This is a genomic window from Bacillus sp. Marseille-Q3570 (assembly GCF_946151055.1).
Classification (GTDB): domain Bacteria; phylum Bacillota; class Bacilli; order Bacillales; family Fictibacillaceae; genus Pseudalkalibacillus.
In genome coordinates this window covers 55989-76105 of sequence record NZ_CAMGYZ010000004.1, presented here as the reverse complement: position 1 = coordinate 76105, position 20117 = coordinate 55989, and the positions used below count along the sequence as shown (strand labels likewise).

The following is a 20117-nucleotide window of genomic DNA, read 5'->3' as shown; positions in this document are numbered from 1 at the left end:
CGAGGAACGAATGGCTCAGCCTACGCCTAAGGCTAGGCTTAGCCAAGTTTTCTTTACCCTTAATTTTCACAAAATTCTATCATTTCAGGGAGGTCGTAACACGTGGAAAAGATGAAAGAGCCGATCAAGAAGAAATGGATCTGGATTGGACTGGTCTTGATTGTCCTGGCCATCGTGCCATGGTACTATCCCGGAAAAGCCGTCGAACCGATCATTCTAGGGTTTCCGCTTTGGGCATTCATATCGGCGATTTTTTCACTCGTCCTGTGCGGGTATCTGAGCTGGTTATGTACACATGAATGGCACATCGTCGAGGACATTGAAGAAGCGGAAAAAAGGAAGGTGGATGATCAATGAATCTAACATTCTCAGGCATTGACGGCGTCATCATCCTCGTCTTTTACGCCCTGGTCATGCTCCTGATCGGCTGGTTATCCGGTCGTGGGGACAAGAAACTGCATCACTCGATGTCAGGGTACTTTCTCGCTGGTAAAAATCTGGGCTTCATCGCCTTGTTCTTTACCCTTTATGCGACGCAATACAGTGGAAATACGATCGTCGGATATGCGCCGACAGCGTATCGAACCGGGTTTTCCTGGCTTCAATCCGTCTCGTTCATGACCATCATCATCGGTGTTTATCTCTTGTTCGCACCAAGGTTGTACGTCATTTCGAAACGGAATAAATTCATTACACCGACGGACTGGCTCCGTTATCGTTTCAACTCGAAAGCTGTGACGCTGTTGGGCGTGTTCCTCATGTTATGGGGACTAGGGAACTACTTGTTGGAACAGCTTGTCGCCATTGGACAAGCGGTAGCAGGAATGACTGGGGGAACCATCCCGTATCAGGTTGCCGTCATCGCTTTTATCCTTGTCATGCTGGCGTATGAGTGGATGGGCGGAATGAAGGCCGTCGCCTTTACAGATGTCATGCAAGGGATTGTGCTGATGGTCGGAATCCTTGTTTTCCTTGGAGGGGCACTCTATCTCGTCGGAGGAAACCTCACGAATGTCACGACTTTCATCATGGATTCAGAACCTGCCAAAGTCGGGTTACCTGCAATGGAAACTTCGGTCAACTGGTTCAGCATCTTATTGCTTGTAGGATGTGGTGCGGCGATCTATCCGCATGCGGTCCAGCGGATCTATTCGGCTGAAAGTGAAAAGACATTGAAGAAATCCTTTGCGCGTATGGCGTGGATGCCTCCAGTTACAACTGGTTTGGTATTCGTGATCGGAATCATCGGGATTTCGATGTTCCCAGGGTTGAATGAAGCCAACTCAGAACAACTCGTCGGGATGATGGCGAACGAAATCGCTTCGATCAATTCGTTCTATTACTGGGTGATGATCCTCTTCTTCGGTGGGATTGTTGCGGCGATCGTTTCCACAGCCGACTCAGTTTTGCTCAGTTTTTCGTCAATGGTTTCCAATGATATTTACGGGAACTTCATCAACCCGAAAGCTTCGGAACATAAGAAAGTCCTGGTCGGGAAAGTGGCTGGCGTAATCGCAGTCATTCTCTTGCTATTGATCGCCTGGAATCCTCCAGGAACACTTTATCAGATTTTCGTGTTAAAATTCGAATTACTCGTACAGGTTTTCCCAGCCTTCATCTTAGGGCTGTACTGGAAAAAGCTTTCTGCAAAGCCTGTATTCTGGGGAATGCTCTTAGGTGCCATCATCGCCGGAGTAATGACGCTCTCTGGGCACAGCACCGTATACGGCATCCACGGTGGTGTCATCGGGCTGTTGGTGAACTTCGGTGTAGCCGTAGTCGGATCCGTCCTCGTACCTGTGTCTTCTAAGCAGGAAGGTCAGGCGGACGAGATGACATCATTGAAAATCGAGGCATAATAGGATTTCCATTTAAAAGTAGATTTTTAAAAAAAGATTAGTAGTAAAGAGATGATTGATGTGAACACGGTTGAGCTTAAAGCAGAACGAAGAGTTTCCATAGAGCCATGGCGTATGCTGCTGTGGCTTCTTATTGCTCAGTTGATGGTGGCGTTCGTCGGCCGGAGCCTCGGACCGTTGGGAATATTGATCGGAGATGATCTTTCCCTTACAAAAGCAGAAATCGGGCTGCTGCCATCTGCACTTTTTATCGGGCAGGCTTTAGCATCAATTCCAGTTGGATTCATGGCGGACTTCATCGGGTCCAGGCGGCTGCTTTTGATGCTCTCGCTCTGCCTGGGCGTCAGTTTTCTGATCATGACGATGCTGACGAATTTCGTTTTCGTCCTGCTTTTAGTCTTGATCGGCGGACTCGGATACGGCGCGATGCATCCAACTTCGAATCGAGGCATCATATACTGGTTTTCTCAAACGCAAAGAGGGACAGCGATGGGCATCAAGCAGATGGGCATCACGTTCGGCTCCGCCATGGCAGGGTTTTTGCTGCTGCCGCTCTCAGCTGAATTCGGATGGCGTCCGGTTCTTTTGATCGCATGCATTGGCTTGGTCATCACCGGTTTTGTCGCTTTCGCTTTTTACAGGGATCCATTGGGAAGCTTGAAGCCTCGAAAAAAAGTAGGCATATCGTTCTTTAGCAGATCGCTTTTGAAAATGGGAAAAAACAAACCATTGCTGTTGATCAGTTTGAGTGCGATGGGGTTGAACGGCTCGCAGATGTGCCTCAATACGTACCTTGTTCTGTTCGCTTATGAAAAAATGGGGATCAGCCTGTTTTTATCTGGTATACTGCTTGTCATATCAGAGGTGAGCGGTTCGCTAGGAAGAATCGGTTGGGGTGTCATCAGTGACAGGTTGTTCAACGGAAGACGATTGATTATTGTCTACATCATCGCCGTTTTAGCAGCGGTTGCAAGTACGACCGTCGCCTTTTTGCCAGAAGGTACTCCTTTCTTCGTACTGGTTCCGATCATTATCGTGTTCGGATTTTGCGTTTCGGGATTCAACGGGATCTGGATGAATATCGCGTCAGAACTCGTTCCGAAAGAACAAACCGGACTATCGAGCGGATTCAGCATCACGTTAGGTTCGATGGGCGTCATTTTCATACCGCCTATTTTCGGCTTGATGGTCGACCAGAACGGGCATTACACAGCAGGGTGGCTTTCAATCACGGCAATTATGGGTATTGTAATAGTACTGTTAACGATGTTTTCGCGCCATGTCCGGAAAACGAGTTTAACAGACTCCTGATATATGGATAGAGGAGGGAAAAGAAAATGGAATTTGATCCATCACAACTAGGGACAAAAGAAGTTTATAAATTATTGACAGGATCGGTGGTACCAAGGCCGATCGCATGGGTTTCGACCATTTCTGAGGAAGGGAAAATGAATCTTGCTCCATTCAGTTTCTTTACGGTAGCTTCCAGAAAACCGCCGATTCTGGCGATTTCGATCGGGCCTGGTGTAGGAGAACGAGCAGGTACGGAAAAAGATACACTTATGAATATCCGGTCGCAGAAAGAATTCGTCATCAATGTAGTGCCTTCTGAATTAGGGAATCAGATGCAAAAAAGCTCAGAAAACCTCCCAAGCGAGGTGGACGAGTTCGAGGAGGCTGGATTGACCCCAGTAGAAAGTGCCGTCGTTAAGCCAAAGCGGGTGGATGAAGCACCGATCCAGATGGAATGCAAGCTGCATGACATCATCCAGCTCGGATCCGACCACCTCATCCTCGGCGAAATGATCCACTATCACATCAAGGATGAATACTATGTCGAGCCATACAAAGTCAATTTGGAAAAACTCCAACCACTCGGAAGACTAGCAGGTAACTACAGCGAAAACACCACATTCTTCAAACTGCCGAGATGATAGATGTAGAGAAAGCCCAGTTGAACAAACCGTTGTTCAACTGGGCTTTCTATTTTTAATCAAACATTTGATTGAAATCCAAAACCCCACCACATCAACCACTCTAACCCCTTAAACAAACATTTGATTGACCAAACGCAAAAAATGTCGCTCATCATAATAAAACCTCTGTACCAGGCACGACAATTTATCCCTTGCGCCCCAACGGTTCTCGAAAGGTGCCAGGCACCGAAAAAGAAGTCAATGGTACCAAGGCTTTTCATTCGGTGCCTGGCACCAATCTGTAGTCCTTGTGGCTCAAGGGTTTCTAATAAGTGCCAGGCACCGAAACAGCACCCAGTCAGCTCAAGGGTTTTCGTTCGGTGCCTGGCACGCGTATAGACGTTTTACATTAGTTCTTCTTTTTTGAATCTTTTTCCATGTCCTTCCTCGTCATAGTAGTATAAAGGGGGAGGGAGTTGTTTGATTTTGCCATACTCGAGTAATAGTGGTAAACCTGCATATGCAAAAGCCGACTCATATCAAGATAGAGAGATAATGTGTGAAGCTGTCACCACATACGGCAAACAGATGACCAATTTTGCATTCAGTTATGTTAAAGATTGGGGATTAGCTGAGGATATTGTTCAAGAAGTATTTTTAAAAGCGTTTCGTAACTTTCAATCATTCAGAGGTGATTCGTCCTTAAAAACATGGCTCTATAAAATTACTGCAAATCAATGCAAAGATTACTTGAAATCCTCTTATTTTAAAAGAGTCGTTTTGTCTAATTTCTTTCCGACAAAACAGAAGCGAGATGAATACGAGATTTTCAACAACAATGATGAGCTGTCCCAAAGTGTTTTCCGATTACAAGTCAAATACCGTGAGATCATCATTTTACATTATTACGAGGATCTCAAGATAAAAGAAATCAGCAATTTATTGAATATGAAAGAAGCTACTGTTAAGACACGGTTGCAAAGAGCTCGCTCCATTTTGAAAAAGGAATTAGAAAGGAGCTCATCCAATGGGGAATAAGCTTGAAGATTTGAAAACATCACTTGATCAACATGTTTTTGACAAAAATACATTTGATAAACAAAGAGAAAAAAGGATCATTGAACAATTGAACAAGGAGCAACTGAATAAGAATACGAACTTTTTTACTTTAGGGAAGTTTTATAAACCTGTTTTATCTCTGATTGCCTTGTTGGCATTCGCTTCATTTTTATATTTTTATATTTCCAATGGAGAGCTGGCTAATCAACCAGCTGATCCAGGACCGGAAGAAACGGATAAACCGCCAATTGAAGTTCCGCAAGAAACCACTTCCCAACAAGCAATTTATAATAAAATGTTGAATACTGCTCCTTTCTTTAAAACTGTTGAGGGAAGCTACACTATACAAAATAAAGAAGCTGATGATATTACAACTGTAAACTTTGCGGTAGACCAAGAGTTGCAATCGTATTACGAACATATCCAAAACAATGATTCCGATATAGAGATTGTTTTAAAAGATCATGAAAAAATGATGGTCGATCATAAAAAACAAACCTATACAAAAACAGCAGGTGTAGACTTCGAACCAGAGCTACAAGCCTACTCAACCTATTTATATCCTAAAGAGTTAGCAAACACGTATCTTCAAGCTTTTGAGACCTGGGAGATAAAGCAGAATGAGGATAGCAAAGACCAAGACGCTGTTATGATTGAGGGAAAAAAAGACACTGAAAAATTCAGAATGGAAATCATGGAAGACACCGGGATCGTTTTGGGGTTAACTGTATGGAAAAATAATGAAATCATCCAAACAGTCACAACAAAAGGAATGACCATAGAGCCCAATCTTGTAGCCGACCAATTTACGATTGATATTCCTGCGGGTTACGCTGATACAAACGCTGTGAGTGATGATGAGACTGTTGAAAATAATGAAGAAGCCAGCACCCAAGAAAATGAAGAAGAACCTAGTAATTCACCAGGTGATGAACCAAGTTCACCTGTAAGTCTTGCACAAGAATTAACCGGATATAAAATGAATACATTCGACCCGCTTTATAATTCCACAAAAGAAGAAGTCATTCAACATTTAGGGAAGCCGATGAAAAATGATCCCGGAACTCCTCAAAGTGATGATCTACCTTCGTTAACTTATGAGGATCTTCTTATAAAGTTCAAAGGAGAAACAGTATATGTCATACAAATAAAAAAGGCGGAGGAAATATCAGAAGAAGAGTTGAAAGAAAGACTCCAAGAGTACCAGTACGAATTCGAGCCACCTGCCTTGTATAACACATACAGCTATAATTACGATGAAAAACCATTTGAGATCCAATTCCACTTCGGCTCTGAAGGGTTCCAGCACGTTCAGTTATACAGTGGCACAACTTGAATATCAATAAAATAACTGAAGTAGGAGACGACCCGATCGTACATCGATTCTCATGTACGATCGGGTATTTTATTGAACACTATGTACCAGGCACGACAATTTATCCCTTGCGCCCCAACGGTTCTCGAAAGGTGCCAGGCACCGAAAAAGAAGGCAATGGTACCAAGGCTTTTCATTCGGTGCCTGGCACCAATCTGTAGTGCTTGTGGCTCAAGGGTTTCTAATAAGTGCCAGGCACGCACTCAGCTTGACCTACTTGGTTCGTAGTTAAATAGTTTTGATTTTATTTGCTTTGAAAAGTTTGCAGGATATAACAATACAACTATGGAATGTTGGGTGTGGAATGCGGTCTGACTCCATGTATTACAGGGATTTTCTGTAATCTTATTAGATTCGGAAGGATGGAGAGTCGGTTACCAAAACAAGATAACCAACTGAATTTACTATTTTTACATAATTATAGGAGGAGCTAAAACGATGAATCTGAAGAAGTTCAATCTGAAACACACTCTCACGTATTTTTCCATTATCCTGTTGGGAAGCATATTATTGTTTCCAACGTCTACTAGTGCCCATGAAAGTGTAGTAGATCCCCATCAAACGTATACATACTCTGAGATGGTCCGTGATATTAAACTACTAGCTGAAAAACATCCTAATCTCATAAACTATAAAGTGATTGGGAAGAGTGAGTACGGTCGCAATATCTATGCTGTTTCCCTTGGGAACAAGGATCCTGGAGGGCCATCCGTTTTTATTAATGGTTCTCATCATGCGAGAGAATGGCTGACGACCAACCTCAACATGTACATGATCGATGAGTATGCTCGGGCCTATCAAGCTGGCAGCACGATCGATGGTTATAATGTAAAAGAAGTCCTTGATAAAACAACGATGTGGTTTGTTCCGATGGTCAATCCAGATGGCGTTACGTTACAACAGAGTGGTTTGGAGCCTTTCCCGGACAGTGTACATGACGATTTGATCCGGATGAACGAGGGAAGTACTGATTTTACGAGGTGGAAAGCGAATGCTAAAGGCGTCGATTTGAACCGGAATTACAATGCGGATTGGAACAACATCCAGGATGCTCGCCCCGAACCAAGCTGGGCTTTTTACAAAGGAGTAGCACCTCATAGCGCATCAGAAGTCAGGGCTGTTGTGAACTTTACAAAATCGATTATGCCTGAAATTGCTGTCCCTTATCATAGCGCTGGAGAAGTTATTTATTGGAACTATAAACAAACAGGGGCACAATATGACCGAGATCATCGGATCGCCAGCGAAGTCAGCAATATGACTGGTTATCAAATGATCTATGCTGGAGATAATCCATCTGGCGGTGGAATGACAGACTGGTTCATCAGCAAATATCAACGACCAGGTCTAACAATGGAAATCGGAAAATATCCAGGTCAACGTCATCTGCCAATCTCAGAATTCGATCCAACCTGGGAAAAGAATAAATCAGTAGGGCTGTACGCTGCAGAAGAAAGTTACCAACTATACGAATCGAAATTCGGTAATTAATAAATGGAAAAGGACTAACTCCTACACAATCAAGTAGAGGAGAGTTAGTCCTTTTTTCTGTATGTTAAACAAACATTTGATTGAAATCGAAAACCCCACAACAACAGCGATTCCCCCACTTAAACAAACGCTTGATTGACCAAACACGAAAAATGTCGCAATTATTTCGGTGCCATCTTTCATTCTTCGGTGCCAGGCACGACAATTCAGCCCTTGCGCCCCAACGGTTCTCAGAAGGTGCCAGGCACCGAAAAAGAACCCAAGCCGCACAAGGGTTTTCAAAGTGTGCCTGGCACCAAATTCAATCCCTTGCGCAGCAACACTTTCAAAAGTGTACCAGGCACCGATCAGGAATCCGCACCACGCAAGGCTTCTTAATCGGTGCCTGGTACATTATCATTGTTTTGGAGATTATATCCGCCTTTTTTATCATTTTTAGAGAAATTATCCATATTTCTGAAAATTTGTGTTATTATGTTGGTAACAAATTTTGGGAGGGGTTGAATGGGCGTTGCTTTAGAGGAAAGTGTAATCTCCAGCACCATCTTGAACAGGGAGCAAAAAGTGATTTTCCTTCACCCCGAGCACTTCAAATATGAAGGGGATGATTGCAGCCTGCTTTTTGTGCAGGACGGGGAAGATTACTTAGAGTTAGGAAGCTTGAAGGAACAATTCACAGGATTGCTCAATCAGAACAATAGTCGATTCGGAAACATTGCCATGATCCTTATTCCACCAGGAACCTCACATGAGCGTTATCAATTTTACCACCCAGAAGGTACACACCACTCAGATTATCTCCAATTTTTCCATCAAGAATTACTACCTTTCGTACAAACGAAATTCACTCAACAAAGAAAACACATCACAAAAATGGGTCTGCTCGGTGATTCACTCGGAGCTGCCGTCAGTCTAGCGCTAGCGCTCTAACAACCATCAGTCTGGACACACCTTTTGCTTCAATCTGCAGCAATCGAAGAACCACTCATACAAAAAGTAAAAGAGGAAACCCGATCAAACTGGCACGTGTATCAAGTGTATGGGGTGCATGAAGATGGTTTTCAATCTCAAATCAGCGGGAAGACGCTCGACATCACAACGAATAACCGAAAACTTGCACACGCCTTCCAACAGGCAAAAACGAACCTTACATACTACGAAGAAGATGAAAGCCATCTCTGGAGTTTTTGGAAAAATGATCTGAAAAGGGCGTTGTCATATTTCGCCCACCAGGAAAACGAAACGGAAAAGAGGGGGATTTTATGAAAAAGTGGTCATTTTTAATGTCCATATTGTTGATCACAGCTCTTATCATTTCAGGCTGTAAAAGTGCTGAAACTTCGGAAGAAGGGGAACAAGTCGAAATCGAATTCTGGACGATGCAGCTTTCTCCAACATTCGATGACTACATCAATGGCGTGATCGCAGATTTTGAAGAGGAAAATCCAAACATCAAAGTGAAATGGGTCGATGTCCCTTGGGCGGATACGGAAAAGAAAATTTTAGCGGCAGTCGCTTCGAAAACAGCTCCGGATGTCGCCAACCTCAACCCACAATTCGCATCGAAACTAGCTGAATTGGATGCTCTCATCAATATGGACGAAGTGGTTAGTGAGGAAAAGAAGAATGAATATTTCGAAGGGGTTTGGAAGTCGAACACGTTCGATGGCAAGACCTTCGGGATCCCATGGTATCTCTCTTCCCAGGTGACGATGTACAACACAGATATTTTTAAAGAAGCTGGACTCGATCCGGATTCACCTCCAAAAACGTTCGATGAGCTTAAAGATGTTGCGAAAACGATAAAAGACGAGACGGGAAAATACGCGTTCTTCCCGCCGCTCGATGCAAGCCACTTGCTCGAAACCCTCGTCATGATGGATGTGGATCTGACAAACGAAGATATGACAAAAGCAGCTTTCAACACGCCTGAAGGAATCAAAGCATTTGAATTCTTCGTGGATCTTTACCAGGATGACTTGATTCCGCGTGAAGTACTGACAGAAGGACACGGAAAAGCAATTGATATGTATCAGGCCGGCCAGCTCGCCATTTTAGCGTCAGGACCGCAATTCCTGAACAAGGTGGAAGAGAACGCACCTGATATCTTAAAAGCAACAAAATCAGGACCACAAATCACCGGCGCATCAGGCAAAAAGAATACAGCAGCGATGAACCTCGTCGTTCCGAAACAGAGTGAACACCAGGAGGAAGCGGTCAAGTTCTCTCTTTTCATCACCAATGCTGAAAATCAGGTTGAGTTCGATAAGATCGTCCCTATCCTTCCTTCAATCGAAAGTGCGTTAGACGATCCGTATTTCAATGAGCTTCCTGAAGATCCGACCCCGATTGATGAAGCTCGAATCGTTTCTGCTGAGCAGTTGAAGGAAAGTGAAGTCCTCGTACCGCCAATGGAAAATTACGAAGAGTTGAAAACATCGATCAATGAAGCTTTACATGCGGCCATGCTTGGTAAAATGACTCCTGAAGAAGCGGTAGAACAAGCTGAGAAAGAATGGAACGAAATCCTATCCCAATAAGGAAGAATACAAGGGGAAATCGTCTTCCCCTTCTTCTTTTTCCAACAAAATGAGTTCAAAGAGTGGTGGTATGTAGAGAGATGGAACCATTAACGATTTTTCAACAAGTAAAAGGAGGACTGATCGTTTCCTGCCAGGCACTGGAGGATGAGCCGCTTCACGGATCGGAAGTGATGGCGAAGATGGCGCAGGCTGCTGAAATGGGCGGTGCTGTCGGCATCAGAGCGAACGGGGCTGAAGATATCGTGGCAATCAAGAAGATGACGAACCTCCCCATCATCGGACTGGTGAAAAAATCCTATCCCGACAGTGAAGTCTACATCACCCCAACTGCCAAAGAAATTGACCAATTGATCAAAGTGGACGTTGACATCATCGCAATCGATGCAACGTTAAGGACGCGCCCCTACGAACAGACCGTCGCCGAATTGATCACCTATATCCATCGTCATAAAAAAGTGGTGATGGCGGACGTTTCGACTGTTGAAGAAGGGCTGAAAGCGGCTGCGACAGGAGCGGATTGCATTTCAACGACCCTCTCCGGTTATACACCTTATTCTCCATCGATCGATACACCGGATTTTCGACTAGTGGAACAGTTGGCAAAACGTCTGACCGTACCGGTGTTTGCGGAAGGAAGATACCACTCACCAGAAGAGGCACGAAAAGCGTTACAACTCGGTGCACATAGTGTTGTGGTAGGTTCAGCAATCACAAGACCTCAGGAAATCACCAGGAGATACACAAATCTGTTAAAGAAAGAAGGCTATGCGGATGACAGTGAAACAAGCGAATCGGACCGGAAATATAAAAGGGTTGATTAACAGTTATTTTCCTGCTTTGACCAAGTCGGAGCAAAAGGTTGCAGACATCGTGATGCAACAGCTTGATCAGGTGATTTACTACTCTGTCACGGATCTTGCAGATGCAGCAGAGGTCGGAGAAACGACCGTCCTGCGTTTTTGCAGGAAAATCGGGTTGAAGGGCTATCAAGAATTCAAGCTGGCGATTGCAAAGGATTTAGCGAACAAGACTGGAGATGAATCGGGTAACGCTGTACAAAATGATCTGTTCACCACGATTTCTTCCTATACGATCGATGCGATCCATGAAACCGTCTCCATGAACAGTGAAGAGGCCATCAATAAAGCGATCGACATGATCGATCAAGCGTCGTCCGTCCACTTTTTCGGAGTCGGTACTTCCGGATTGACCGCGCTCGATGCTAAAAACCGTTTTCTCAGGATCGGAAGAAGAGTGGATGCAGTAATCGATCCGCATCTACAGTCAATGACAGCCGCAACCCTATCAGAGAATGATCTTGTCGTCGGCATAACCGTATCCGGTAGCACGAAGGACACAATCGATTCATTAAAAATCGCAAAGGAAAATGGCGCGAAAACGATAGCCGTCACGTACCATGCGAGATCACCGATCACTAAAATCGCAGATGCTGTCCTGATCAACGGAGGAAAAGAATCGCCTCTAGAAGGAAGTTCCCTTGCCGCAAAAATCTCACAGCTATTCGTGATCGATCTTTTATGTACAGGGCTTGCACTCAAACACAAACAGGAATCCTTAGAAATGAAAGAAAAGACCGCACAATCCGTAGTAAATAAGATCTATTAAGATGGTGAAAAGATGAAAGCGATCGGAATCGATATAGGCGGTACTGCAATTAAAGGGGCTATCGTCGACGAAAACAGAAAAATCCATCACCAGTGCACCACACCGACCAATGTGACCGAGGGACGGGAAGGAATCCTTGCCTCATTGACCGCCACGATCGATCACTTGTTTGAAAAAGATAAAGAGATCACTGGAATAGGGATCGGCACCGCCGGCAGAGTTGATTTTAAAACTGGTGAAGTCGTTTATAGTACAGCCAATCTTCCCGGGTGGCAGGGCATTAACTTGCGCGATTTTATCGAAAATACATATTCACTTCCTGCTGTCGTCGACAATGACGCGAATGCAGCACTGGCAGGAGAGTGGTGGAATAAAAAAGAGAACTATGATTCAGTCACATTCCTGACCCTTGGGACTGGTGTGGGCGGGGCGAACATGGTCAATCGGAAAATCTTCCGAGGAAATCATTGGAACGGCGGTGAATGGGGCCACGTCATCCTCTATCCAGAGGGACGGTCATGTAACTGTGGAAATAGCGGTTGTATTGAACAATATCTTTCGGGCACTGCATTAGTAAGTCTCGCGAATGAACAATCCGGAAACCGAACCTATGAAAACGGAGCAGAAGTGTTTGAAGCTTTCCACACTGGCGAAAAAGAAATCCAGCCTGTCGTCGAGAGGTACATCGATGATCTTACGCTTGTCATCTATAACCTTTCCGTCAGCATCGATCCGGAAGCCGTGATCATCGGCGGCGGGGTGATCGAGTCGAAGGACAAGTGGTGGCCGACGCTCCAACAAAAATTGCACAAAAAAGAAGTAAAGCTGGATGTTCTTGCAGCAACGCTGGGGAACAAAGCCGGGATGATCGGCTCGGCTAAGCTGTTGTTCGATGCATTGAGTAAGGGGGGAGATTGTGAAGCGTAACGCGTTGACACCGTATTTGTTTTTGCTGCCAGGATGTGTGATTTTGGGAGCATTCATTTTTTATCCGTTGTTGCAAGCCATCTGGTTAAGTTTTACCGACTACAACATGATTGTCGATCCAACCTTCGTCGGCACTGAAAATTACGAGAAACTTTTCGATGATAGCATGTTTTGGAAAACGCTGATCCAGACGCTGATTTATCTTGTCGGCGTTGTTCCGGCGCTCATCATCCTGCCGATTTTTCTCGCGATCCTCGTCAATCAAAAGCTCAAAGGCATCGGATTTTTCCGTTCAGCTTATTACATACCTGTCGTCACCTCATGGGTCGTCGTCGGGATCACGTGGGAATGGGTCTATGCCGAGAAAGGAGTTCTTAACTACTTACTAGAGGTGGTCGGTATGATCAACGGCCCAGTCCACTGGCTTACGTCAGAAAAAACGGCCCTTTTTGCTGTGATGGCCGTAACGGTCTGGAAGGGCTTAGGGTATTACATGGTCATCTATCTGGCAGGGCTTCAGTCCATCCCATCCAACCTATACGAAGCGGCAGAAATCGACGGGGCGAACAAGTGGCAGCAGACGATCCGAATCACAATCCCGATGTTGATGCCATCGATCATCATCGTCACGGTGATGTCGTCGATTGCCGCGATGAAAGTGTTTGAAGAGATCTACATCATGACAGGCGGCGGTCCGCTGAACAGTTCGAAAACGCTCGTATTTTATATCTATCAAGAGGCATTTGAAAAGTTGAACATGGGCTATGCAAGTGCTGCCGGCGTCGTACTCTTTCTCATCACACTCATCTTTTCAGTCGTCAATCTGAAACTGATGGGCAGGAAAGAAAACGTAGCATAAGGGGGGAGAAAAATGGAAGCGCCTGTTACAGATAAAAAACGATCCATCGCCACACAGACCCGTCCGATGATGAATGTAAAAACGAAAAGCCGTATCAAAAAACTGTTGATCTACCTACTCTTGATCATCGTAGCCATCGGTATGCTCGGTCCATTCTTATGGCTCCTTGCGACCGCATTGAAATCAGGGCATGAAAACATCTTCAGTTACCCGCCGAAATTCATTCCGGAAAGCCCGACGCTGGGCAATTTTTCAAGGGTGATGGATGCGTTCCCGTTCTGGACATATTTGATGAACAGTACGATCGTCGGCTTTTTCACGGTACTCCTTAACGTCTTGTTTTGTTCGTTTGCCGCTTATCCGCTGGCAAGAATGAATTTCAAAGGGAAAAACATCATTTTCATCCTGATCATCAGTACGATGATGATTCCGTTCCAGCTGTTGATGATACCGATCTATATCCTGTCACTCGATCTTGGGTTGAAAAACACGTATGCCGGTCTGATCCTGCCGCATGCGACGACGGCATTCGGAATCTTCCTGATGCGTCAGGCATTCATCACGATTCCATATGAACTTGATGAATCAGCGCGAATGGACGGCGCAAACAGTTTCCAGATCTGGTGGCGGATCCTGCTTCCGCTTGTAAAACCGTCGATGGTCACGCTCGCGATTTTCACATTCGTGATGGCATGGGGAGACTTCCTGTGGCCGTTGATCATTCTCGATGATCAGAAGATGTACACCCTGCCGCTAGGTTTGAACGCGCTCACCGGACTGTTTTCGGCAGACTGGCGGATGATTGCGGCCGGTTCCGTCATTTCAGTCCTGCCGATCATCATCTTCTTCCTCATCCTCCAACGCTACTTCATCAAAGGAGCGACGAGCGGAGCCGTAAAAGGATAATAGATTAACAGAAAGGATGAGAGACCGATGAAACGGAAAATTGCACTCTTGCCAGTTGATGCCCGACCGGTTACACGCGACCTTCCAAGGCAGCTCGCAGCAATCGGTGGCTGGGAAGTCCTCGTACCAGAACGTCATGAGCTCGGATTTTTAAAAAAGCCAGGTAATCTTGATCACTTGCAAAAATGGTTGAGAGAAATGGCACATGAGGTAGACGGGATTATCGTATCGGTCGATATGCTCGGCTATGGCGGGCTTGTCTCTTCGCGGATTTCTGAGGCGACGGTAGATGAAGTCCGTGCCCGCCTTCAAGTTTTAAAAGAACTGAAAGCCGTCAATCCGGAACTGAAAATCATGGGATTCAGTGCCACGATGCGCCTTTCCAATTCTTATGTGAATGAAGAGGAGAAGGAGTACTGGAGCCGCTACGGGAAAGAAATCTGGCAATTCTCGTATCACTCCCATCGTCATTCGAAAACGAAGGATTTCAACTCTAAAAAACTGGTGGAGGAGCTGAAGCCGCAGATACCGGATACGATTTTAAAAGATTACAAGAAAACGAGAGAGCGGAATTTTACGATCAATCTTTCATTGCTGGATGAAGTCGATGCTGGCTTGTTTGATACCCTTGTGTTCCCGCAAGACGATACAGCGGAATACGGCTATAACATCCAGGAGCAGGAATTGCTTTCGGAAGAGGTGAACAAACGTACCCTTCATGAGAAAGTTTTCATCTACCCTGGAGCTGATGAGGTGGCAAGTACGTTGGTCGCCAGGATGGTCTATGATCTTGAAGACGTGAAGAGGCCGATCTTCCATCCTTTTTACAGTGGTCAAAAAGGGGCGTTGTCCAATGCGATGTATGAAGACCGGCCGATCACTGAATCTGTCAAAGGCCAAGTCTATGCGTTCGGATCTTTTACCGTAGAAAGTTCACCAGAAGCAGACGTGCTTCTTGCGGTCAATGTTCCTGGGAAGAAGCAGGGGGACCTCGCCCTACAAAGGGGTTTGTATGAAGTCGACACGACGGACCGGAATCTCGGGGAATGGATGTTGAAGATCAAGCATTATCTTGAAAAAGGAAAAGATGTAGCGGTTGCCGATCTTGCGTATGCGAATGGCGCCGACCCAGCACTTATGCCGAGATTGATTGATTCGGGGATTTTCAGCCACCTGTCAGGCTTTGCTGGCTGGAATACGGCGGGCAACTCCCTGGGAACGGTCATCGCTCATTCTGCCATGGTCCATTTGCAGAAACTGAATGGGTTTTTGCTGGATACCGACTTCCGGAAAAGGCACCTCGAATTGTTGACGTTGCGCCTTTTAGATGACTATCTCTATCAATCGGTCGTCCGCCAGAATGTCAGGGGTCGAGTGGATGAATCCAGGTTAAATGATGATGAGTTGCTTGAAGTTGTACAGCAAGAGTTCATGGAAGCTGCTGGAGAGATGTTGAAAAAGCTCCAACTTTGCCAAGGTTTTGCCCCAAGAATCCAAAACCTCGCGCTTCCCTGGAACCGGACGTTTGAAATCGGTCTGGTGATTGAGCTGGAGGGAAACCAGGCAAATCTTAAGGAGGTGGTTCACTGAACCGACATCTGAACGATTCTCCTTATTCTCACCGCTGCAGCTGGATCTTGTTCAATTGAAAATTCGGAGGGATTTGATGAAAAAACTATTCGGTGTTCTACTGTCCGTTGTTTTGCTGTTCAGCCTGGTCATACCGGCAACAGCAACTGGAAATGACAAATCAAGGCATCAAGTGCTTCAAGACCTCGTGAATGAAAATGACAAGAAAGCAAGGATTTTATGGTACGACCTTTCGGCGAACATCCAGAATCTGAACACGCCGGAAAAAGTGAAAAACATTGTTGAAAAGACCGCAAATGCAAACATCGATACGATCATCCTCGACGTAAAGAACTACACTGGATTTGTCGGGTACTTGAGTGAAATCGCCCCGCATATGAGCACATCAGAGATTCCGAAATACGACGAGTTCCCTGAAGGATATGACTTGCTTACAGAAGTGATAAAGGAAGCACATAAGTATGGAATCCAGGTCCATGCGAACGTGAATGTCTTTTCGGAAGGGAACAACGATTATAAAGATGGCCCGGCCTTTGAAAACCCGGAGTGGCAGACGACATTTTACATGGCTTCACGAGTTGCAGAAGCTGAAAATGGAGAAACATTCGACATAACGGGAGTGAACACGACAAGAGGTTCGAACCAGTTGGTCATGTATACACCTTCTGAATATGATGTGTCTCCTGCTAACCAATGGGGTACCGAAGTCCAGATCACAGATGGAGTCGTAACTGAAAAAGTGGACCGTACATATGGTGCTCCAGCTGTTGAAGTTCCGGAAAATGGTGTCGTCTTATCCGGGCATGGTGAAGCACGGACATGGCTGAACGAAAATGTCCAAGTCGGAGATGAAATCGACTATTCCGCTTCAAAAACGGAATTGGTCCCGGCATCGGAATACCCTTCGTTTTCAACATTCACCAATCCGATCCGTGAAGACGTGAGAAGTTACGAGTTGAGTATCATTGAAGAGTTGATCGACAACTATGACATCGACGGGATCGTACTGGATCGTGCGCGTTACTCGAACATCAATGCCGATTTCAGTGATTTGAGCCGTGAGCGTTTCGAAGAGTATATCGGTGAAAGCGTCACGAACTGGCCGGAGGATATTTTCAGCATCGAGTTTACGGAAAATGGGCAGGAGCGTAATCCAGGACCACTTTATCAGAAGTGGATCGAATGGAGAGCGGGTAATATACAAGACTTCTTCCGACAAGCAGAGGAACTCGTCCATGAAAAAGATTCTTCTCTTTTCTTCAGCACGTATGTCGGTGCATGGTACCCGCTTTACTATAGTGAGGGTGTGAACTGGGCAAGCCGAACGCACCAGCCCGATTATGATTGGGCAAGTCCTGACTACGGTAAAACCGGTTATGCCGAAGTGCTCGATTTCTTGATGACAGGAAACTACTTTTATGATGTGACACGGGAAGAAGCGATCGAGTCCGGGAATCCGGATTGGTACAGCGTTGAAGGCTCAGCGGATATCGCCTTCGATGTCGTGAATGAAGCCACTTTCGTTTATGGAAGCCTTTATTTGAACCAGTACAAAGGTGATCCAGAGCAGTTCCGTAAAGGCTTGAGATCCGTGATGGAGCGGTCCCACGGGATTATGCTCTTCGACCTTGTTTATTTTGAACAGTTTGGCTGGTGGGACATCATCGAAGAAGAGTTTGCAGAAGACTCTCAGCCGCCACACCAGATTCCAGGTTTATTGAAAATGATCAGAGAAGATAAATAATGATGGTTTGGGCTGGCTTACGGGTCAGCCCGATTCTATGAAATATCTTTATATGAGTACACCAAATTCAGTTTTGTGTGTTTTCATGTACTCATGAAGCACTCATGAGTAAATCAAATTCAGTTTTGTGAGTTTTCACGTACTCAGGAAGCACTCATGAGTACATTAAATTCAGTTTTGTGAGTTTTCACGTACTCATGAAGCACTTATGAGTACATCAAATTGGGTTTTGTGCGTTTTCATGTACTCATGAAGCACTTATGAGTACATCAAATTCGGTTTTGTGCGTTTTCATGTACTCATGAAGCACTTATGAGTACATCAAATTCGGTTTTGTGCGTTTTCATGTACTCATGAAGCACTCTTGAGTACACCAAAATCGGTTTTGTGAGTTTTCATGTACTCATGAAGCACTCATGAGTACATCAAAATCGGTTTTGTGAGTTTTCATGTACTCATGAAGCTCTCCTGGGTACATCAAATTCGGTTTTGTATGTTTTCACGTACTCATGAAGCACTCATGAGTACATCAAAATCGGTTTTGTGAGTTTTCATGTACTCATGAAAGGTTTTCCTGCTGATTTTGATCAAGTACAACATACATTTACATAACATTTTTAAAAAGGAGTCGTTCCTTATGAATAAAGAATTGCATGGTGAAATCATCGTCATCGGAGGCGGACTTGGTGGGACTATGGCCGCGCTTTCTGCTGCAAAAATGGGAAAAAAGGTGATTTTGACAGAAGAGACGAGGCGGATTGGCGGACAGCTGACCAGCCAGCTCGTTCCGCCGGACGAACATAAATGGATCGAACAATTCGGATGCACAAGTACGTATCGGGAGTTTCGCAATCGCATCCGAGAGTATTATCGGAATAATTATCCGCTGACGGAAGCGGCTTCACGTAATCCGAAGCTGAATCCCGGGAATGCGCTTGTCAGCCGGCTGTCCCACGACCCGAGGGTATCTTTAGCAGTGTTGAATGATATACTTGCTCCTTATATCCATACTGGTAAAATCACGATGCTTCTGGAGCATAAACCAATCGCAGCAGAAACGGATGGAGATGAAATACGTTCAGTTACCATTCGAGGTTTGATTACGGGCGATGAAATAACAATCAGTGGGTCGATCTTTATTGATGCAACCGAGTGTGGGGATCTTTTACCGTTGGCAGGCGTTGAATATGTGACGGGTGCCGAATCCCAGGATGAAACCGGAGAGCTGCATGCCTTGAAGGGTGGGGCAGAACCACTGGATATGCAGTCGATCACTCATTGTTTTGCGGTGGATTATATCGAAGGTGAAGATCACACAATTGAAAAACCAGAGCAGTATGAATTCTGGAAAAACTACCAGGCGGATTTCTTGGACCATAAACAATTAAGCTGGTTCGGCCCGGATGCCGCGACCGGGGAATCGAAGCTATTCACGCTCTTTCCGCAAAAGGGGTTGTTTTCATTGTGGGAATATCGACGGGCTTTGGATAAAAGTCTATTGCGTGATGGCTTTGCTGAAGGTGATCTGTCACTTATCAACTGGCCGCAAAACGATTATTGGCTCGGTCCGATATATGAAGTGGATGAAGATGAGCGCTACAAACATCTGAAGGGTGCAAAGCAGTTAAGTTTATCCCTGCTATATTGGATGCAGACAGAAGCACCGAGGCATGATGGTGGGATCGGTTATCGAGGATTACGGTTGAGACGGGATGTTGCGGGAACAGATGATGGGTTAGCGATGTATCCTTATATTCGCGAATCACGGCGGATAAAGGCAGAAACCACCGTGAAAGAACAGGATATCAATGCCGAGTATCGAGGAGACAAAGGAATCAAGAAAGTTACAGATTCAGTCGGTATCGGTTGTTATCGGATCGATCTCCATCCGACGATCGTGACCAATCAGCTGTTCTATACACCGAGTCTGCCTTTTGAAATACCGCTTGGAACGCTATTACCTGTCCGGATGAAGAATCTCATCGCAGGAAGCAAAAACATCGGAGCCACACATATTACGAACGGCTGCTTCCGCGTCCATCCCGTCGAATGGAACATCGGTGAATCAGCAGGTTATTTAGCGGCATATGCTCACGAAAAAAGCATCGAACCTCGAGCAGTCCGGCACACTCAAGAGCATCTACAAGACTATCAAACCCTCCTCCGCAAACAAGAACTCGAACTTGAGTGGCCAAAAATCCAAGCCATTTAAATCCGGAATT

At 45.3% G+C, this 20117-nt stretch carries 18 protein-coding genes; all 18 read left to right on the top strand.

Annotation, left to right across the window (positions count from 1 at the left end):
• Positions 1 to 111: 111 nt before the first annotated feature.
• Positions 112 to 357, top strand: coding sequence for a hypothetical protein (locus N8M93_RS08290; protein WP_261131440.1), 246 nt, complete (start codon positions 112 to 114; stop codon positions 355 to 357).
• The gene (locus N8M93_RS08285; protein WP_261130907.1) at positions 354 to 1859 is read left to right on the top strand and encodes a sodium:solute symporter; all 1506 of its coding nucleotides are present in this window, start codon (positions 354 to 356) and stop codon (positions 1857 to 1859) included. The genes N8M93_RS08290 and N8M93_RS08285 overlap by 4 nt, the downstream gene beginning before the upstream one ends.
• A gap of 51 nt (positions 1860 to 1910) precedes the next feature.
• A complete protein-coding gene (locus N8M93_RS08280; RefSeq protein WP_261130905.1) occupies positions 1911 to 3170 on the top strand; it encodes an MFS transporter in 1260 nt (419 codons plus the stop codon).
• Positions 3171 to 3196: 26 nt separating this feature from the next.
• On the top strand, positions 3197 to 3793 hold the full coding sequence (locus N8M93_RS08275; protein ID WP_261130903.1) for a flavin reductase family protein: 597 nt from the start codon (positions 3197 to 3199) through the stop codon (positions 3791 to 3793).
• 462 nt (positions 3794 to 4255) lie between these two features.
• A complete protein-coding gene (locus N8M93_RS08270) occupies positions 4256 to 4813 on the top strand; it encodes a sigma-70 family RNA polymerase sigma factor (RefSeq protein ID WP_261130901.1) in 558 nt (185 codons plus the stop codon).
• Positions 4803 to 6170 carry a hypothetical protein gene (locus N8M93_RS08265; protein WP_261130899.1) on the top strand — a complete coding sequence of 456 codons (1368 nt, stop codon included), beginning with the start codon at positions 4803 to 4805 and terminating at the stop codon, positions 6168 to 6170. The genes N8M93_RS08270 and N8M93_RS08265 overlap by 11 nt, the downstream gene beginning before the upstream one ends.
• Before the next feature lie 477 nt (positions 6171 to 6647).
• Positions 6648 to 7700 carry a M14 family metallocarboxypeptidase gene (locus N8M93_RS08260; RefSeq protein WP_261130897.1) on the top strand — a complete coding sequence of 351 codons (1053 nt, stop codon included), beginning with the start codon at positions 6648 to 6650 and terminating at the stop codon, positions 7698 to 7700.
• A 504-nt stretch (positions 7701 to 8204) separates the two neighbouring features.
• The gene (locus N8M93_RS08255) at positions 8205 to 8630 is read left to right on the top strand and encodes an esterase family protein (protein WP_261130895.1); all 426 of its coding nucleotides are present in this window, start codon (positions 8205 to 8207) and stop codon (positions 8628 to 8630) included.
• 24 nt (positions 8631 to 8654) lie between these two features.
• Positions 8655 to 8966 (top strand): hypothetical protein, encoded by a 312-nt coding sequence (locus tag N8M93_RS08250; protein WP_261130893.1) that lies wholly within the window; start codon positions 8655 to 8657, stop codon positions 8964 to 8966.
• Positions 8963 to 10240, top strand: coding sequence for an ABC transporter substrate-binding protein (locus N8M93_RS08245; RefSeq protein WP_261130892.1), 1278 nt, complete (start codon positions 8963 to 8965; stop codon positions 10238 to 10240). Before N8M93_RS08250 ends, N8M93_RS08245 begins: the two co-directional genes overlap by 4 nt.
• Before the next feature lie 80 nt (positions 10241 to 10320).
• The gene (locus N8M93_RS08240; RefSeq protein ID WP_261130890.1) at positions 10321 to 11064 is read left to right on the top strand and encodes an N-acetylmannosamine-6-phosphate 2-epimerase; all 744 of its coding nucleotides are present in this window, start codon (positions 10321 to 10323) and stop codon (positions 11062 to 11064) included.
• On the top strand, positions 11015 to 11869 hold the full coding sequence (locus tag N8M93_RS08235; RefSeq protein WP_261130888.1) for a MurR/RpiR family transcriptional regulator: 855 nt from the start codon (positions 11015 to 11017) through the stop codon (positions 11867 to 11869). The genes N8M93_RS08240 and N8M93_RS08235 overlap by 50 nt, the downstream gene beginning before the upstream one ends.
• Before the next feature lie 12 nt (positions 11870 to 11881).
• Complete coding sequence (locus N8M93_RS08230) at positions 11882 to 12796, top strand: ROK family protein (RefSeq protein ID WP_261130886.1); 915 nt, start codon at positions 11882 to 11884, stop codon at positions 12794 to 12796.
• On the top strand, positions 12786 to 13655 hold the full coding sequence (locus N8M93_RS08225) for a carbohydrate ABC transporter permease (protein ID WP_261130884.1): 870 nt from the start codon (positions 12786 to 12788) through the stop codon (positions 13653 to 13655). Before N8M93_RS08230 ends, N8M93_RS08225 begins: the two co-directional genes overlap by 11 nt.
• A gap of 12 nt (positions 13656 to 13667) precedes the next feature.
• Positions 13668 to 14561, top strand: a complete 894-nt coding sequence (locus tag N8M93_RS08220; RefSeq protein ID WP_261130882.1) for a carbohydrate ABC transporter permease — start codon at positions 13668 to 13670, stop codon at positions 14559 to 14561.
• Positions 14562 to 14588: 27 nt separating this feature from the next.
• The gene (locus N8M93_RS08215) at positions 14589 to 16151 is read left to right on the top strand and encodes a DUF4127 family protein (protein WP_261130880.1); all 1563 of its coding nucleotides are present in this window, start codon (positions 14589 to 14591) and stop codon (positions 16149 to 16151) included.
• A 76-nt stretch (positions 16152 to 16227) separates the two neighbouring features.
• Positions 16228 to 17895: an alpha amylase family protein gene (locus N8M93_RS08210; RefSeq protein WP_261130878.1), complete on the top strand. Its 1668-nt coding sequence runs from the start codon at positions 16228 to 16230 to the stop codon at positions 17893 to 17895.
• A 637-nt stretch (positions 17896 to 18532) separates the two neighbouring features.
• Positions 18533 to 20107 (top strand): FAD-dependent oxidoreductase, encoded by a 1575-nt coding sequence (locus N8M93_RS08205; protein ID WP_261130877.1) that lies wholly within the window; start codon positions 18533 to 18535, stop codon positions 20105 to 20107.
• The last annotated feature ends 10 nt before the right edge of the window (positions 20108 to 20117 follow it).

Coding starts and splice junctions, on each gene's coding strand:
- N8M93_RS08290 (WP_261131440.1), top strand. CDS start 112: ATGAAAGAGCCGATCAAGAAGAAATGGATCTGGATTGGACTGGTCTTG.
- N8M93_RS08285 (WP_261130907.1), top strand. CDS start 354: ATGAATCTAACATTCTCAGGCATTGACGGCGTCATCATCCTCGTCTTT.
- N8M93_RS08280 (WP_261130905.1), top strand. CDS start 1,911: ATGATTGATGTGAACACGGTTGAGCTTAAAGCAGAACGAAGAGTTTCC.
- N8M93_RS08275 (WP_261130903.1), top strand. CDS start 3,197: ATGGAATTTGATCCATCACAACTAGGGACAAAAGAAGTTTATAAATTA.
- N8M93_RS08265 (WP_261130899.1), top strand. CDS start 4,803: ATGGGGAATAAGCTTGAAGATTTGAAAACATCACTTGATCAACATGTT.
- N8M93_RS08260 (WP_261130897.1), top strand. CDS start 6,648: ATGAATCTGAAGAAGTTCAATCTGAAACACACTCTCACGTATTTTTCC.
- N8M93_RS08255 (WP_261130895.1), top strand. CDS start 8,205: ATGGGCGTTGCTTTAGAGGAAAGTGTAATCTCCAGCACCATCTTGAAC.
- N8M93_RS08245 (WP_261130892.1), top strand. CDS start 8,963: ATGAAAAAGTGGTCATTTTTAATGTCCATATTGTTGATCACAGCTCTT.
- N8M93_RS08240 (WP_261130890.1), top strand. CDS start 10,321: ATGGAACCATTAACGATTTTTCAACAAGTAAAAGGAGGACTGATCGTT.
- N8M93_RS08235 (WP_261130888.1), top strand. CDS start 11,015: ATGACAGTGAAACAAGCGAATCGGACCGGAAATATAAAAGGGTTGATT.
- N8M93_RS08230 (WP_261130886.1), top strand. CDS start 11,882: ATGAAAGCGATCGGAATCGATATAGGCGGTACTGCAATTAAAGGGGCT.
- N8M93_RS08220 (WP_261130882.1), top strand. CDS start 13,668: ATGGAAGCGCCTGTTACAGATAAAAAACGATCCATCGCCACACAGACC.
- N8M93_RS08215 (WP_261130880.1), top strand. CDS start 14,589: ATGAAACGGAAAATTGCACTCTTGCCAGTTGATGCCCGACCGGTTACA.
- N8M93_RS08210 (WP_261130878.1), top strand. CDS start 16,228: ATGAAAAAACTATTCGGTGTTCTACTGTCCGTTGTTTTGCTGTTCAGC.
- N8M93_RS08205 (WP_261130877.1), top strand. CDS start 18,533: ATGAATAAAGAATTGCATGGTGAAATCATCGTCATCGGAGGCGGACTT.